The sequence below is a fragment of the Candidatus Eremiobacteraceae bacterium genome, from assembly GCA_036511855.1.
Taxonomy (GTDB): Bacteria; Vulcanimicrobiota; Vulcanimicrobiia; order Eremiobacterales; family Eremiobacteraceae; genus JABCYQ01.
The window spans coordinates 1-16,562 of sequence record DATCBN010000046.1; the positions used below are offsets into that span (position 1 = coordinate 1).

A 16,562-nucleotide genomic window follows, 5' to 3' on the forward strand; every position below is an offset into this window, starting at 1 on the left:
CTCGCGCGCATGCGTACGATTTCTACCGATGCCGCTCCGAACCCCGTAGCGGCTTACTCACAAGGCACGGAAGCCGGGGGCGTCGTCTACACCGCCGGTCAACTCGGGTTTGTACCGAATTCGGGCACGATCCCGAACGGCATTGAAGCGCAAACGCTCGCAGCGCTCACGAACGTGCGCACGATCATCGAAGCGGCAGGACTGCGCGTCTCGGACATCGTGAAGGTGACCGTATTCCTCACCGACATGTCGCAATTCGATGCGATGAACGCGATCTACCGGCAGTTCTTCGACGGCCACAAGCCGGCACGAACAACGGTCGGCGTTTCGGTGCTGCCGCGGCCGGACGCGCTCGTGGAGATCGACGCGATAGCCGCGCGCTAGTGGCCCGCTAGCGCGGCCTGCACTTCCGCGAGCTTCGCTTGCGTCGTGATATCGTTCGGCGTGATCGCGAGCGCAGATTTGAACTGCTCGATCGCGAACTGATACTTCCGCTGCTGCTGATAGACATCGCCGAGCCCGAAATGCAACGTGGCATTTTTGGGTGTGATGGCGAGCCCTTTGATGAACGCCGCCTCGGCCAGGTTCAGCAGCCCGTGGTTGAAATAGATCGCGCCTAGATTGACGTACACGTTGCGGTCGCCGGGATCGAGCACGATCGTCTGCTGGTACAGCTCCACCGCGCGGGTGAAGTCCCCGAGATAGTCATACGCCACGCCGAGGTTTTCGTACGATAACGGGAATTGTGGATTCAGGGCTAGAGCCTTGTTGATCTTGTCGACCGCGCCGTTGAAGTCGCCGAGCTTGATGAGCTCGACGCCCCAGTTCATCAGTGCGAGGTAATACCGCGGGTCGATGCTCAGGGTTTGCTGATAGTGATCGATCGCATCCTGATGCCGGCCCTCGTCGGCGTACACGACTCCCAGCGCGTTGAGCGCGTCCGTGAAGCGGGGATTGTGTTCGAGCGCGGTGTTATATTGGTCGATCGCCTGCGCGTAATTCTTTTCTGCATCGTAGACGATGCCCAAATTGTAGTGCGTGCCCGGCTCGGACGGTTCACGCTCCATCTCGATCATGTATTCGCTTTCGAGCTCCGACAGACGCCCTTGATCTTGATAGACCTGGACGAGATTTGCAAAGCCTTCGCGCAACGGCAGACTCTTGCGAAACTCGGAAAGCGCGTCGTCGAATCGATCTAGTGCAGCGTAAACGCCCCCGAGGCGATTGTGCACGTCTTTATTGTCGGGCTCCTTGGCAAGGACCGCGATATATGCGGCTTCGGCGGCCGGGAAATTCTCAAGACGGTATTCCACGTCGCCGAGCATCTTCTGGATGCCGAGATTGCCGGGATCGATCGCGGCAGCACGGCGGAGTTCATCGCGCGCCGCCAAGTTGTGGCCTCCGGCGATATCGGCCTGCGCCTGCGTGAGCAGATCGGAAGCGCTGGTCGTGGTGGGCTGACTCGAAGTTTTTTGGGCGGGCGCCGATGCGGCCGGCGCCGGGCTCTGCGGTGCTGCTTCGGCCCGCGCGGCCAGGCCGGCGCCCATAGCGATGAAAAGTGCGGTGACGGCGAATATACGACGCGGTTTCATGACCCTACGCTCCTTGTTGTGGTCCCTGTGGCCAAAGTATAGCGCTTGGTCCGTGCACGCGCAATGCCGAAACACCGCCGACCAAGGGCGGGCGGGACAGTGAGCGGAACCACATCGCCTTGCTCGTCATCGTCAGGGCTCTGAAAGGTACACTCCATGCGATCCCCCTTCTTAGTCGCCTCCCTGCTCGCGCTCGGGCTTCTCGGCCTGGCGGGATGCCCCAATTCTAACAGCATCGGAGTCCAAGTCTTCGGCTCGGTCACCGTGCACTGCGTCCGGTTCAGCGACGGCTCGCCCGTTACCGGCGCGAACGTCTACGTGAGCAGCACAAATGTCGGTATTCCCGACGGCAAAGGCGATTACGCGTTTACCCTGGTACCGGTCGGGCCCGAGACGTTTACCGCCAACTCTGCGGGTCTTAAGGGCACGCAGACGGCCACCATCGTACAGGACGCCAACCCGGACATCACCATTCAAATGCAGCCGCACTAGCGCCGGCGGCCGCTTGCCCGAACTGCCCGAACTCGAACTCGTCGCCGAAACGCTGGCCCGCCATGCGGCGGGCCGGACCGTGCAGGCGGTCGTTCTCAATCCTAAACGCGCTTTTGTCATACGGCATCCTATCGAGGACTTCGCGCGCGATCTCACCGGAAGAAAACTCGCGGCGGTCACACGCCGGGGAAAATTCATCCTATTCGGATTTGCCGGCGACGGTCCGCAGCTCGTCATCAACCCTATGCTCGGCGGCCGCTTCGCGCTTGCGTCTCGCGCGGCGCCGGAGATCCCCGACACATGTTTCACGTTGCAGTTCGATCGCGCGCTCGATTTCCGGTTCGTCGATTCGACCATGGGTGCGCGCATCTATCTCACGACTGACCCGATGCAGGACGTCCCCGCGTTCGCCGATCTCGGGCCGGACGCGTTGGATCCGTCGCTCACGCTCGAAGTTTTTCTCGCGAGGCTGAAGCGGCATCGCGGCGAGATCAAGAACGTCCTGCGCAATCAGGTATTCGTATCCGGCATCGGCAACGCGTACTCCGATGAGATACTCTTCGCCGCGCGAATCCGTCCGCTGCGGCGCGTGACCACGCTTTCCGAAGCCGAGCGGCGCGCGCTCTACGATGCGATGCGCAGCGTGCTCTCTGATGCGGTGGCGACAGTCAAACGGCAATACGCCGAAAAGAAGCATCCTTTACACAAACAGGACCGCTCGTTCATGAAGATCCACAGCCGGAACAAGGCGGTTTGTCCGCGCTGCGGCCATCGCGTGTCGTCGGTGCACGCCGGCGGCGACGGCACGTACTATTGCCGCGGTTGCCAGGCGTAGCCGCCTGTGTACGAGGGCAACCGTACTAGGGCAAGCATCGCTTGCCCATTTGGGTGAGCGATGCTCACCCTAGTACGAGCTGCTCACCCTAGTACGAGTTGCTCACCCTAGTACGAGCTGCTCGCCCTAGTGCGAGTTGCGCGCCTTCCGAGGGGGGAGTTATCCACATCGCCATTTGTCGAACGTTCGCAGCTCAACGTGCGACAGGCGGCTAAATGTGCCCGGCCGCCGGTACGATACAATGAACTACAGCGGGTCTACACCCGTTAATCACATTTGAGCGCGTAAGGGGGGTCACCGGGTGGCAGCAGCATCGCCGGCCAAAGCGGCATTGGCCTTCATCAAAAAGCACGGCGCGAAGATCGTCGACCTCAAGTTCATCGACATGCCTGGGATGTGGCAGCACACCTCCCTGCCGACATCGGAAATCGACGAGAAAGCGTTCATCCACGGCATCGGCTTTGATGGATCGAGCATACGCGGTTTTCAAGAGATCCAAGAGAGCGACATGATCATGCTGCCCGATCCGTCGACGGCTCGGGTCGATACGTTTTGTTCAGTTCCTACCGTTTCATTCATCTGCGACCTATTCGATCCGCGCTTGCAGACCGCGTACTCCCGCGATCCGCGCGGCATCGCTAAAAAGGCCGCCGCATTCCTCAAGAAATCGAACGTGGCCGATGTGGCATACTTCGGACCCGAACTCGAGTTCTTCATCTTCGATCACTTGAGCTTCGACATCCAACCGAACATGTCGGGTTACGCGATCGATTCCGAAGAAGCGCATTGGAACGCGGGCGCCGTGGAGACGCCGAATCTCGGTTACAGTCTGCGACCTAAAGAAGGATACTATCCGGTCTCGCCTTCGGACAAGCACATGGACCTCCGCTCCGAGATGGTGCTCGCGCTCCAAGAATGGGGCGTGCCCGTCGAGATGCATCACCACGAAGTCGCGTCGGCGGGCCAGACCGAGATCGACATCCGCTATAACGACCTCGTGACGCAAGCGGACAACGTGATGATCTATAAGTACGTGACGCGCAACGTCGCTCGCAAGTACGGCAAGACGGTCACCTTCATGCCCAAACCGCTATTCGGCGACAACGGCTCGGGGATGCACGTTCACATGAGCTTGTGGAAGGCCGGCAAGAACCTCTTCTACCATGAGAAGGGATACGCCGAGCTGTCGCAGGTCGCGCTGTACTTCATCGGCGGATTGCTCTTGCATATCGATTCCCTCCTCGCGTTTTGCGCCCCGACCACGAATTCGTATAAGCGGCTCGTGCCGCATTACGAAGCGCCGGTGAACGTCGCGTTCTCCAAAGGCAATCGCTCGGCTGCCATCCGTGTTCCCGTCTTCTACACGGGTCCGAAATTCCAACGCACAAAGCGCATCGAGTTCCGGCCACCGGACTGCACCGCGAATCCGTATATCGCTTTTTCGGCGCTATTGATGGCCGGGCTCGACGGAATCAAACGCAAGATCGATCCCACCAAGGCCGGGTTCGGTCCGATCGACAAGAACATATATGAATTGTCGGCGCGTGAAGCCAAGAGCATAAAATCGGTGCCGGGCAGCCTGGACGAGTCGTTGAACGCGCTCGAAAAAGATCACGCCTTTCTGCTCGAGGGCGGCGTGTTCCCCAAAGAGATCGTCGACAACTGGGTCGACTACAAACGCGTCCGCGAGATCCAAGAGGTCAAGGTGCGGCCGCATCCCTACGAATTTTATCTCTACCACGACCTGTGATCGGATCGGGGAATGCGCCTACCTCTCTATCATCTTGGCGCATTTTCGGCGAAGGCATTCGGCGGCAATCCAGCCGCCGTCTGCCCGCTGCCGTCGTGGATCGACGACGGCTTGATGCAGTCCATCGCTGCGGAGAACAATCTGGCCGAAACGGCGTTCTTCGCGCCGGCGCCCGACGGCTACCATATACGTTGGTTCACGCCGACGGCTGAGGTCGACCTGTGCGGTCACGCCAGCCTAGCGTCGGCGCACGTCATCTTTGAACATCTCAAACGCGATGCGCAGTCAGTCACGTTCGACTCGAGGAGCGGACCATTGCGCGTCGACCGTCGCGACGACTCGCTTGTGCTCGACTTCCCCTCGCTCGCGCCTGCGCCGCGTGCCGCGCTGCCGGCGCTGGCTGCAGCCCTCGGCGCCACACCGCTCGAGACGCTCCAAGCAAAGTCGTTGCTCGCAGTATTCGCCTCCGAGCACGACGTTCGCGCGCTGAGCCCCGATTTCGAAGCGATGCTGAAACTCAAAGCGTTCGGCGTCATCGCCACGGCGCCGGGAACCGATGTCGATTTCGTCTCCCGCTTCTTCGCACCTAAGGTCGGCGTCAATGAAGATCCGGCGACCGGTTCCGCACACTGCACGTTGACCCCGTACTGGGCCGCGAGGCTTGGCAAGAACCCGCTGCACGCGCGTCAAGTTTCCGAGCGCGGCGGCGAATTGTGGTGCGAACTCGCAGGCGACCGGGTGCGGATCGCGGGGCACGTCACGCCGTATCTCGCAGGCGCCATCGACGTATGACGGCGCCCGTCATCAGGCGGGCGATTCCAGCCGACGGCCCCATCGTTCGTGGTTTCGTTTTCCAGGCGTTGCTCGAGTTCGGCCTCGAAGTAGATCGCGACGGCCACGACCTCGATGTGATGAGCTTTGGCGAATCGAAAGAAGGCGTGCTCGAGTTCGTCGCAGAGCTCGACGGCCGCCCGGTCGGGTCGGTGATCGTCACGCCGCGCGATGACGGATCGGCGAATCTTTCGAAATACTATGTCGATTCTGCATGCCGCGGCCGCGGCATCGGCCGTCCGCTTCTCGAGTTCGCTGTGAACGCGGCGCGCGCGGCGGGTCTGCGGAGGCTGGAACTCGACACACGCCCTGTCTTTCACGCTGCCATCCATCTATACGAAGCGATGGGATGGACGTCGACGCCGCCGCCTGCGACGGCCGGGCGGTGCGAGCTGTATTACACGCTGGATCTGTAGGACGGCGAGCATCGCTTGCCCCGTTTTTCGAGTGAGCGTTGCTCACCCTCCTACATGAAATGATGGGCAAGCGATGCTTGCCCTAGTACGGTTGCCCTCTTACAACAGGCACATGTGTGTCCAACACAAAACATAGTCCATATATGGACAAGCCTCCCAAGTTGTGGCGCTTGCTGGTCATGCTCGCGGCCGTCATCGTGGCCATCGTTTGGCTCAATCACCTCGCGACGACGTTGCCGGGCGCAAAGTAGACTATGCAGTCGAATATCGATCCGGGCATATTCAAAAGCTATGATATCCGCGGCGTCTATCCATCGGAACTGAGCGAGCGTGCAGCCGAACTGATCGGCAGGGCCTTCGTGGAATTCCTAGGATGCATGTCCGTTGCGGTGGGGCGCGATATGCGCGCCTCATCGGAGTCCCTTTTCGAGGCGTTCGCGCGCGGCGTCACAGCCGCAGGCGCCGATCTCGTCGACCTCGGTCTGACTTCGACGGACGAGCTCTACTTCGCGGTCGGCAAGTATGGTTATCCGGCCGGCGCGATGATCACCGCATCGCACAATCCTAAGGAATACAACGGCTTCAAGCTCTGCCGCGAAAACGCTATCGCGTTGTCTGCGCAGACGGGTGTCTTCGCCGTTCGAAATCTCGTGACAGCAGGCAGATTCACGGATGCCGCTCGGGCGGGCCGCGTTTCGTCGCGAGATGTCCTGACCGATTTCACCGAACACTGTTTGTCGTTCATCGACCGCGATGCGATCAAACCGCTCAAGATCGTCATCGATTGCGGCAATGGGATGGGCGGCCTCATCGTGCCGGCGATCTTCAAGCACCTCCCGGTGCAGGTGATTCCGCTTTACTTCGACCTCGACGGTACGTTTCCGAACCATCCTGCGAGTCCGATCGAACCGGAAAACATGAAGGATCTCCAGCACGCTGTGCGCGAGCACGGCGCCGACCTTGGCGCGGCGTTCGACGGCGATGCGGATCGCGTCTTCATCACGGACGAACAGGGCGAGCTCGTCGGCGGCGACATGGTCACCGCACTCGTCGCCGAGATGCTCCTGCGAAAACACAGCGGGTCGGCCATCCTTTACAATCTCATCTGTTCGCGCAGCGTGCCCGAGATCATCAACGCGCGAGGCGGCCGGCCCATCCGTACGCGGGTCGGCCATTCGATCATCAAAGCGGTCATGCGCGAAAAAGATGCGATCTTCGGAGGCGAGCATTCGGGCCATTTCTATTTCCGCGATCACTTCTTCGCAGACTCAGGCCTCATCGCGCTGCTGGTCGTGCTCGAGTTGCGCTCGCAAGAGGGCAAGACGGTCAGCGAACTCCTTCGCCCCATCGACACGCGGGTTCGCTCAGGCGAGATCAACAGCCGCGTCGGCGATATCCCCGCCAAGCTCGCGCAGCTCGAAGCCCACTACAACGACGCCGATGAAATAGACCATCTCGACGGCGTGACGATCCAATACGGCGATTGGTGGTGCAACGTGCGGCCGTCCAACACGGAACCGCTTCTACGCCTCAACGTCGAAGCCGACACTCCCGAATTGCTTGCGCGCAAGACCGCCGAGCTGCTCGCGCTCATCAAGGCCTAAACTCATGAAATCCGGCACCATCGGTCCAGCGCTCATCGCAAGCGGCGACGGAACGGCGCGCCAAGGCTGCATCCGAGTGGAGAATGGGCGGATCGCCGCAATCGAAGACGGACCACAACTTCTCGACATCGAGCTTCCGTTCGGAAGCACCGTGACGCCGGGTCTCATCGATCTTCACGTCAACGGAGTAGGCCGCTCTTGGTTCAACCGGGATCCGCTCGACGCACTCGAAGCGCTGTGCGCCGATGCCCCCACACACGGCGTCACGGCGTTCTTGCCGTCGATCATGACCAGCCCGTGGGATCAGATGCTGCACGCCGCCAGACAGATCTCGCGGCGTTCTTGTCTGCCGAATTCTGGAGCACGGCCGCTCGGTCTGCACTTCGAAGGACCGTTCCTCAGCACGGAGTACCGGCGCGTTCATCCGGAGGAGTTTTTACTCGAGCCGTCGCCCGCTCGCGTCGAAGCGATCCTCGAGACGTGGACCACCGGCCGGTGCCGGGTCACCATGGCGCCGGAACTGAACGGAGCAGCGCGAGCCGCAGACGAATTGCGCCGCCGCGGCGTCGTGCTTGCGGCCGGCCACACCGCTGCCACCTATGCGATCGGCAACGCCGCCATCGAACATGGCTATTCGATTCTCACGCACTCCTTCAACGCGATGCCGCCCATACATCACCGCACGTCGTCCATCCTGACGGCGTACATGCTCGATCCGACCGCATTTTGCGAAGTCATCGCCGACGGCGTCCACGTCTCGCCCGAACACTTGGCGTTGCTCTACCGCCTCAAGGGCATCAACCTGATCATCACCACCGACGCGATGCCGCTCACGGACGCCGTATCCGCAGTCGGGGGCGTCGCGCGCACTCGTGAAGGCGTGATAGCCGGCAGCCTGCTGACGCCGGACAAAGGCGTGCGCAATCTCATGGCAGCGACCGGTCTGCCGCTTCAGGAGGCGGTCGTCTGCGCCACGTGGGCGCCTGCCAGAGCGATGGGACTCGATGACGAGATCGGCATGCTTCGCGAGGGGCTGCGCGCAGACCTGACGGTGTGGGACCGCCGCAACCACGTGTCGCACACGTTTGTAGGGGGCGAATTGGTCTACGTCAACGGTTAGGTTCACTGCGTGCGGATCGAGGCTCCGCGAAGATCTCCCCCGCCACGGTCCCGGCGCGGTTCTTCACCTGCTTGCGACGGTATGCCGATAGGGCGCCGGCTTGAGCGGCGGTGAGCATGTCTAATTCCGCGAACTGCTCGACGACGAACGGCGGAACCGCGCGCGCATTGCCGTCGACGATCTTCACGCACAGCCCTAATCCCCGGCGCAAAGCCGCGCTCGCATGGTATCCTTCAGCACCGCCCTTGCCCATGATCTCACCCGGCGCAGAGCGCATCAGATCGGTATCGAATTCGCCGGTGCCGGCGACCATCTCCGGATAGGCCATCATCGCGTCGCGAACGCGCACGAGTGCGTCGCGCCACTTCGTCGCGAATCGCTCCGGAGCGGCGAATTTCGCGAAGTACCGCGCCGCCACCGAAATCGGCGTCGCGATGACCGGAATGCCGCACCCGTCCACGCCGACGGCGAACGATGCCCGCGACACGCCGAGCATCTCGGCACAACCGTCGAGAATTGCGGACTCTGCCGGGTGCGTGACCTCGAGATAACCTGCCGCGCCCGCACCCAGATGCACCGCGAGTGCGAGAATTCCGGCGTGTTTGCCGGAACAGTTGTTGTGGATGCGGCCGGGCTCTATGCCGGCCGCTGCTAGATCCAGCGCGGCTTGCACGTTGTACGGCGCGTGGGCTCCGCACCTCAAATCATCTTCGGTCAAGCCGGCTTTCGCGAGCATGCTTCGCGCGGCCGCGACGTGAAATGGCTCACCGCTATGCGATCCGGCGGCGAGCGCTATCTCCGCCTCGGTGAACCCGAAGCGATCTGCGGCGCCACTTCCGACGACGACTGCGCAGATCAGGGGCTTGGCCGATGATCGCAAGAACGTCAACTGCTCGATGTCGCCGCCGGACGCCACGATCTCGCCGTCCGGGTCGGCCGCCGCGAATCGCACGGCGTGCGCGCTCTCTTCGATGCCGCCGCGCGTGACCACTACCTTGCCCGGTTGTTGCATATGACGCAGTTCGGACACACGTGCGGGGCCGACCTCCCGGCTTCCCGAAAGCCTTTAGATGCATTCCGGTTACGGAACGCGGCTACTCTCCATCGGCGAGATCATCGATCGCGCTGTCCATCTCACCATTGCAAATCTGCTGCCGCTCGCCGCGATCATCGGGCTTGTGGATGTGCCTGTTCGTGCTATCGCCGACTGGCTCGATCGAGACGATCTAAGTCATTACTTCGGCGCTGTAGGAAAAATAGTTGCGGACCCAAGGATGTTCACAAGTTATTTCACCCTCATCCAAAGTCCGCACTCACAAAGTCCTTGGAACACGCTGCTTTGGGTGCTAGCGACGTTCCTCCCACTGTCGTTGGCTGTAGCGGCGGCTTCAATCGCATCGGAAAAAATCTTACTGGGCGAGAGACTGAAGGTCGGGGCAGCCTATAGTTCTGCGATTCGGCGGCTGGGGCCGGTCATCGGGGCAAGCATCCTGACGTTCGCCATGTTCACAGTCGCCTTTGTCGTAGTTGGGGTCGCCGCTTCGGTCCCGTGGATCGTCTGGGTGACGATCCTCGCATCTGGGGGACAAACGATTACCAGTTCGCAAACGGTCGTACTCTTCGCTCTGTTGATTCCGTCACTCGCCGCCGTCGCAGTATGGATGATCCCACTGACGAATTGCACGTTTACGGGAGCGGCACTCAACGCGGTTCGACCTTTCAGAGCCTTACGCGAGGCCTGGACCATGACGATGTCACGCGGACTTCGCGGGAGAAGTTTCGCTCTCGGAGGCGCCTTGATCGCTATTACGGTGGTTGAAGTGTTCATCAGCACGGCATTATGCGGAGTGTTGTCAGTCGTCACACACTCATCGTGGCTTTCGTTTGTCGCGCGCGATCTGATCTCGCTCCTCGCGTTAATATTCTTTACCGCCCTCGCGGTCGTCTTCTATCTCGACGCGCGCAACCGGACCGGCATAATCCAGGACCCGCTCGCGGAGCGAGAGAACAGCCAAGCACAATGATCAGCGAGCAGCCGGCGGTCAACCTTCGCACTATGAGCGTCGGCGAAATGCTCGATCGCGCGTTCACCGTCTATTTCAAGAATTGGCTCGTGCTCACCGCTGCGCTCATCGTCGTCCTCGTCCCAATGCTGGTGCTGAACTATCTCGGACAGCGCGATCTGCTTGGGTTCGATCTTTCGATGTTCACGGACGCGATGAAGAATCCAAACAAGCCGCCGCCGCCGCCGGACATCAACCAACTGATGAGCTTGTACACGACAAGCCTGCCGTACATCGGCCTGTCGCTGCTGCTCGCGATCTTCGCGTTGCCGTTCGCGAATTCGGCGATCATCGCCGGCATTTCACGATCGTATCTCGGACAACGAGTCCGGTTCGTCGACTGCTATCGCGATGCGCTCGCGCGTTGGGCGCACATATTGATCCTTGCGGTGTTGTGGATCGTGGCCTTCATCGTGGCTTACCTCGCATTTGTGTTCGTCGTCTTGATTTTCGCGGTCGCAATCGGAACCGTCGGACCGCATGCGCCGGCCGTGGTCGGAATCATCGCAGCCATTCTCGCGATCCCACTCGGCATTTGGTTCATCATCTCGGTTCTCCAGCTCTACCTCGTTTGGGCGCTCTCCTTCGCTGCAGTGACGATCGAGCACGCCGATCCGGTCAGCGCCTTCGGCTCCGGTTTTTCCCGCGTCTTCGGCGGGGGCGCGTACTGGCGATCCGCCGGCGTCGCAGCCGCCGTTGCGGGCATCGTCTTGGTCTTCGAATTGATCACGGCCGCTGTGATCGGTGCGTTGTTCTACTGGCTGAAGATGCCCATCGAGTCTGCGCCGCTCGCGTTTTCGGGATTCAGCGGACTGGTCTCGGCGATCATCACGCCGGTGAGCTTTGCGATCGTCGCGATGTACTATTACGATATCCGGATCCGCCGCGAAGGCTTCGATCTCGATCATCTCACGCGTCTGCTTTCGAGAAGCGAGCCGGCACAGCCCACTTCCACCACATGACGTATGTCCGCGTATTCCGGGCGCTGACGCTGACCTGCGTGCTGGTCTCTATGTGGCCGCCCGCCACCGCGACGACCGCCGCGGCGCGCGACGATGCGAACCAAACGGGGCGTGCCGAAGCACAGGCGTTGACGACCGCCGCGTCCGCCCTCGACCGGGCAGCGACGGCGAGAAAATTCCCAGCGCAGGTGTCCGACCCGCAAATCTCGCCGGCGCTCGGCGCATGGCTCTCCGCGGGTCTCGCTACGGCGCGCAAGGAGAAGAAAGCATCGGTGCGCGCGGCGGATCTTCGGACGCTGGCCGCCTCCCTGCGCGTCGGTGCGGACCTGGCGCTTCGGGCGCCCGGCCCGGAACCAAAGAACATCGTCGCGAACGTTCGGCAAGTCCTCGCCGAGCCGGCATTCCGGGTGACCGTAAGTTCCAATCTCGCCGTTGCGAAGAAACAGTCGTGGCTAGACGCACTGTTACAAAGGTTCTTCGACTGGTGGGGAACACTTATGGAACGTGCGTTCAGCGCGGCGGCCGGCGTTCCGGCGATCGGCAATATCACCGCCATTTTGTTGATCACCGCGGCCGCGCTGGGTTTGGCATTCCTTGCATTTCGCGTGACGATGCTGCTGGTCGCGCGGCGGGCGCGCGGCGGCGGCACGAGCGAGGACGGAACGCCGCTCGCCGTCCACGCCGGCGCCGAGGAAACGCACGATGCCGCGCGCGCGGCCGCGCGCGATGGTGCGTACGGCGTGGCCATCTCGTTGCTTTTCCAAGCCGCATTGCTCGCGCTCGACCGTTCCGGACGAGTGCCGTACGATTCGGCGCGCACGGCTGGAGAGTATCGCCGCGCCGTCCGCCGAAGCGTTGCCGGCGCCGCAAACTCCTTTGAAGTGCTCGCTCGCGCGTTCACGTATGCCGCCTACGCTCAATCGCCGGCCGGAGAAAGCGATTGGCGCGCGGCCGATGCCGCGTACGCCTCGATGTCGTTCACCGAGGCCGTGACCAGGTGATGGCGATCGCGGCGCGCAGTCCGTTCCCCGTCTTCGAAGCGATCGCAGCGCTGTTGGTGGTCGCGGGCTTTGCCACCGTCGCATACCTTCAAATGCAGGCACAGATTTCCGCGGTGCCGCAGTTCGACACCCAGTCTACTTATGACGCAAAGCCCGGCGGATATCGCGCGGTCTATGAAGTGCTCGGGCGCGAGGGCGTGCGCGTTCAGCAATTCGAGCGTCATCCCGCATATCTCGACGGCTCGATCGACGTGTTCGTCGTCAGCGATGCCGAGGTTGGACCGTCGCTAACGATTCCGTTGCAGCAGGCCGACATCGACGCGATAGGCGCATGGGTAAAAGCAGGCGGCAGCCTCCTCGTCATCGGCCACGCATATCGCGGCGATCCGGCGCTGAAGATGGCCGCGATCGCACGCACGGGCGGTCCGAACGATCGCGCGCGGCCGATCATTTCGTCAGCGCTGACGGACGGTGTGCGATCCGTCGACGGGACGTCGACGAACAGAATCCCCTTCGCGGGCGCACAACGCCAGATACCTGCCGTCGCCGATACAGCGGGCGCGGTCGTCGCCACGTATAGTCTCGGGAAAGGATCGGTCATCGTCGTTTCGGATCCGACCCTTTTTCAAAACCGCAATCTCGCGCGTGCGGACAACGCGCGGCTTGCCTACGATCTCGTCACGGCGAACGCAGGCCCGCGTGGTGTCGTCGCCTTTGAAGAATTCTCTCATGGCCATCAAGTCGCGGAGACCTTCTTGTCTGTATTGCCTGTGCCGGCGCGAGTTGGGCTCGCGATCGTGGGCATTGCCCTGCTCGCTTTGCTCGTCGCCACATTCTTCCGGTTCGGACCCGTGGTTCCTCAATCCGACGACAGCGAGCGCACGTCGGCGGAATATCTCTCCTCGATGGCCGCGTTGCTCGCGCGCGGCGGCGCAACTCGGAAAGCACTTCGCGACGTGGCGGACGCAGCGATCCATGGCCTTGCGGAATCGCTCGGACTGCACGACAGCGCCCCGGTCGCGCTGCTCGCCGCGCGGTTGCGAGGGCGTTCGGCCGGCGACGCCGCGGCCGACGCGTTGCTTGAATTGAACAGGTTACGATCGTACGAATATCCTAAAGAGGCGGACCTGCTCGCGGCCGCCCGCATCGCCTCCGTGCTTCGAAAGGAATACGCGCCCAATGCCCGCATCGGTTTCGGACGTCGCAGAACGTCTGCGAAACGGTCTGCATAAGGTCGTCGTCGGCCAGGACCGTTCAATTTTCGCGCTGTTGGTCGCACTTCTGGCAGGCGGCCACGTGCTCATCGAAGGCGTGCCGGGAACGGCGAAGACGCTGCTCGTGCGCGCGCTCGCGCTGCTTTTAGGCGCCGAATTCCGGCGCATCCAGTTCACGCCCGATCTCATGCCTGCTGACGTCGTCGGTACGACCGTATTCAATCCGCAGAGCGGGGAATTCACGACGCGGCGTGGTCCGATCTTCACCAACCTATTGCTCGCAGACGAGATCAATCGAACGCCGCCGAAGACGCAGTCGGCTCTGCTCGAGGCCATGGAAGAACGGCAAGTCACGATCGACGGCGTCACGGAACCCCTGCCGCCGCTCTTCATGGTCTGCGCGACGCAAAATCCGGTCGAATACGAGGGCACGTACCCGTTGCCCGAAGCGCAGCTCGACCGGTTCATGGTCAAGTCCACCACCGAGTATCCGAGCAGAGACGAAGAACTCGAACTGCTTTCGCGCGCCGCCGCCGGATTCGACGCGCGCTTCCTCGAGCGGGCCGGTCTTGCGCCGTCGGTGCAGCCCGCGGAAATCCTAGAGTCTCGGGAAGCCGTTCGGAGCGTCCACGCGTCGCCGGGTTTGCGCGCGTACGTGTACGACATCATCGGAGCCACGCGTACTGCGGCCGACGTCAGCCTCGGCGCAAGTCCGCGAGCAGGCCTTCATCTGCTGCTCGCGGCGCAAGCGGCGGCAGCGATCGATGGCCGCACGTTCGCCACACCGGACGACGTCAAGGAAGCCGCGGTGGTCGTTCTCGCTCATCGATTGCTCGTGCGGCCGGAAGCCGAGGTCGAAGGCATCCGCGCCGACGATGTCGTGACGCGCGTGCTGCAAGCCGTAACAGTTCCGAAGGACGTCGCGCTCGAACCCATCACACCGGTTTCGTGATTTCCCGCGAAGCCGCCGGTTACACGGCGGCGTCCACTCGTGCGCCGGACAAACGAATCTTGGCCCAGCGGAATCGCTTTTCGCCCGCGTTCCCGTGGGTGACGCCGCGATTTGTGATCGCGTTGATCGCCACGGCGTTGCTCATCGCGTCGGGCGTATTCGTGCTCGCGCTGGCGTACATCGGTGCGGCCGTCGCCATCGCGCTCATCGGTTTGATCATCGCCGATGCGGCGCTCGGACCACGCAGAGGCGACGTCGCCGTGAGCCGGCTGCCGCTCGATCATATCGCGCTCCGCGCGCCGGCTTTGTTCCGCTACGAAATCGACAATCGAAGCCGGACCCCGATGAAATTCGAGATCGTCGACACGCCGGTCGGGCTCTTCGACATGCCCGAAGCGGGCGTGCGTGGCGTGGCAGGTGCCGGCCGCCGCGCGAATGCTGAATTGCAAGTGATGCCCCGCGAACGCGGCAGCGTCACGCTCGGCGACCTCTTCGTCTCGGCCGAGAACACCATCGGACTTGTCCGCAGGCGTTGGATCGTGCCCGCGCCCGCCGAGGCGAGCGTCTTTCCGGATCTCTCGGCGGTGGAACGCTATGGCGAACTCGCGCGGCGCGGCAGGTTGGTCGAGGCAGGTTTCCGCCGGATGCGCCTACGCGGGTCTGGCGGCGAATTCGACAGCCTTCGGGAATTTGGGCCGGGCGACCAATTCCGCGCCATCAATTGGAAGGCGACCGCGCGGCGCGGGAAGCTCATGGTATCGCAGTACGATATCGAGCGAAGCCAGACGGTCATGCTCGTCCTCGACGCCGGCCGGCTCATGATGCCGCGCATCGGCGCGCAGCGCAAGTTCGACTACGCCGTGACCGCCGCGTTGTCGGTGGCCTCAATCGCCGGACTCGCCGATGACAAAGTCGGACTTCTGGCATTTGCAGGCGATGTGCTCGAGCATGTGGGGCCGCGCTCCGGCCCACGCCACGCCGCCGCACTGACGCAAAGCGTGTTCGACCTTCAGCCGCGCTTCGAAGAATCGGACTACGCGGCGGCATTCACCTACTTGCGTCTTCGTCAGCCAAAGCGCAGCCTGATCATCTTTTTCACCGACATGTTCGATCCGGTCGCTTCGGCCACCGTTCTTGCAAATGTCGCCGTGCTGACGCCTCGCCATTTGGTCATCTGCGTGCTGCTGAACGATGAGGCCATCGAGCGCGCGCTGGCCGGAAGTCCCGAGACCGTCGACGACGCCTATCGCGCCGGCGTGGCCGCCACCTTGCTCGTCGAACGGCGCAAGGCCGCTGCTATTCTATCGCAGCGCGGCGTCGCCGTCATCGATGTGCCCGCCGCAAAGGCGACGATGGCGCTCATCAACGCTTATATCGACGTGAAGTCCCGCGACTTGCTCTGAAGAACGCCTCGTTCGTTTGACGATCGCGTCCGGCCGGCAAAGCCGAAGTACCACGCCATCGCGACGGCCGTCACCGCTCCCATCGCCAAACGCGCGACCGGCGGAAAACGCTGGGGCGAATAAAAACCTTCGATGAGTCCAGCCACGACGAGCATCGAACTCACGCCGAGGATGAGAATGCCGGCTCGTTGCGCGTTGCGTTTCAAGGCGTCGATGCGCCGGAGCCGGCCGGGTGCGAGCACGCCGGCTGCAAGCAGCATCCCGGCTGCGCTTGCGATGACGATCGACGATAATTCGATGACGCCATGCGGCGCGATCGTGGCGAAG

17 protein-coding genes are annotated in these 16,562 nt (G+C 62.4%); 14 read left to right on the top strand and 3 right to left on the bottom strand.

What is annotated here, in order from left to right; all coding sequences use genetic code 11:
- Nucleotides 1-384 (top strand): Rid family detoxifying hydrolase (locus VII69_06900; protein ID HEY5094823.1); only part of this gene is annotated, 384 nt, incomplete at its 5' end.
- On the opposite strand, the gene VII69_06905 is transcribed toward VII69_06900, so the two are convergent.
- On the bottom strand, nt 381-1,592 hold the full coding sequence (locus VII69_06905; GenBank protein ID HEY5094824.1) for a tetratricopeptide repeat protein: 1,212 nt from the start codon (nt 1,590-1,592) through the stop codon (nt 381-383). The two genes, VII69_06900 and VII69_06905, sit on opposite strands and share 4 nt — an antisense overlap.
- Before the next feature lie 156 nt (nt 1,593-1,748).
- Between VII69_06905 and VII69_06910 the strand changes: the two genes are divergently transcribed.
- From VII69_06910 to VII69_06940, 7 genes are all read left to right on the top strand, one after another.
- Complete coding sequence (locus VII69_06910) at nt 1,749-2,084, top strand: hypothetical protein (GenBank protein ID HEY5094825.1); 336 nt, start codon at nt 1,749-1,751, stop codon at nt 2,082-2,084.
- Nucleotides 2,085-2,097: 13 nt separating this feature from the next.
- Nucleotides 2,098-2,919, top strand: coding sequence for a DNA-formamidopyrimidine glycosylase family protein (locus tag VII69_06915; protein ID HEY5094826.1), 822 nt, complete (start codon nt 2,098-2,100; stop codon nt 2,917-2,919).
- A gap of 301 nt (nt 2,920-3,220) precedes the next feature.
- The gene (gene glnA / locus VII69_06920; GenBank protein ID HEY5094827.1) at nt 3,221-4,669 is read left to right on the top strand and encodes a type I glutamate--ammonia ligase; all 1,449 of its coding nucleotides are present in this window, start codon (nt 3,221-3,223) and stop codon (nt 4,667-4,669) included.
- Between the two features lie 12 nt (nt 4,670-4,681).
- On the top strand, nt 4,682-5,461 hold the full coding sequence (locus VII69_06925) for a PhzF family phenazine biosynthesis protein (protein ID HEY5094828.1): 780 nt from the start codon (nt 4,682-4,684) through the stop codon (nt 5,459-5,461).
- Nucleotides 5,458-5,916: a GNAT family N-acetyltransferase gene (locus VII69_06930; GenBank protein HEY5094829.1), complete on the top strand. Its 459-nt coding sequence runs from the start codon at nt 5,458-5,460 to the stop codon at nt 5,914-5,916. Before VII69_06925 ends, VII69_06930 begins: the two co-directional genes overlap by 4 nt.
- A gap of 254 nt (nt 5,917-6,170) precedes the next feature.
- Nucleotides 6,171-7,520, top strand: coding sequence for a hypothetical protein (locus VII69_06935; protein HEY5094830.1), 1,350 nt, complete (start codon nt 6,171-6,173; stop codon nt 7,518-7,520).
- 4 nt (nt 7,521-7,524) lie between these two features.
- On the top strand, nt 7,525-8,640 hold the full coding sequence (locus VII69_06940; protein ID HEY5094831.1) for an amidohydrolase family protein: 1,116 nt from the start codon (nt 7,525-7,527) through the stop codon (nt 8,638-8,640).
- On the opposite strand, the gene VII69_06945 is transcribed toward VII69_06940, so the two are convergent.
- Complete coding sequence (locus VII69_06945) at nt 8,630-9,652, bottom strand: asparaginase (protein ID HEY5094832.1); 1,023 nt, start codon at nt 9,650-9,652, stop codon at nt 8,630-8,632. The two genes, VII69_06940 and VII69_06945, sit on opposite strands and share 11 nt — an antisense overlap.
- A gap of 58 nt (nt 9,653-9,710) precedes the next feature.
- Between VII69_06945 and VII69_06950 the strand changes: the two genes are divergently transcribed.
- From VII69_06950 to VII69_06975, 6 genes are read left to right on the top strand one after another with little or no spacing between them, the layout of a single operon-like run.
- Entirely contained in the window at nt 9,711-10,664 is a 954-nt protein-coding gene (locus VII69_06950) for a hypothetical protein (GenBank protein HEY5094833.1), read from the top strand.
- Between the two features lie 32 nt (nt 10,665-10,696).
- Nucleotides 10,697-11,665, top strand: coding sequence for a hypothetical protein (locus tag VII69_06955; GenBank protein HEY5094834.1), 969 nt, complete (start codon nt 10,697-10,699; stop codon nt 11,663-11,665).
- On the top strand, nt 11,662-12,666 hold the full coding sequence (locus tag VII69_06960) for a DUF4129 domain-containing protein (GenBank protein ID HEY5094835.1): 1,005 nt from the start codon (nt 11,662-11,664) through the stop codon (nt 12,664-12,666). Before VII69_06955 ends, VII69_06960 begins: the two co-directional genes overlap by 4 nt.
- A complete protein-coding gene (locus VII69_06965; protein HEY5094836.1) occupies nt 12,666-13,898 on the top strand; it encodes a DUF4350 domain-containing protein in 1,233 nt (410 codons plus the stop codon). Before VII69_06960 ends, VII69_06965 begins: the two co-directional genes overlap by 1 nt.
- The gene (locus tag VII69_06970; GenBank protein HEY5094837.1) at nt 13,846-14,832 is read left to right on the top strand and encodes a MoxR family ATPase; all 987 of its coding nucleotides are present in this window, start codon (nt 13,846-13,848) and stop codon (nt 14,830-14,832) included. Before VII69_06965 ends, VII69_06970 begins: the two co-directional genes overlap by 53 nt.
- Nucleotides 14,829-16,235 carry a DUF58 domain-containing protein gene (locus tag VII69_06975; GenBank protein HEY5094838.1) on the top strand — a complete coding sequence of 469 codons (1,407 nt, stop codon included), beginning with the start codon at nt 14,829-14,831 and terminating at the stop codon, nt 16,233-16,235. The genes VII69_06970 and VII69_06975 overlap by 4 nt, the downstream gene beginning before the upstream one ends.
- Here VII69_06975 and VII69_06980 read toward each other — a convergent pair.
- Nucleotides 16,202-16,562: stage II sporulation protein M (locus VII69_06980; GenBank protein HEY5094839.1), on the bottom strand; the 361-nt coding region annotated here is incomplete at its 5' end. The genes VII69_06975 and VII69_06980 overlap by 34 nt on opposite strands.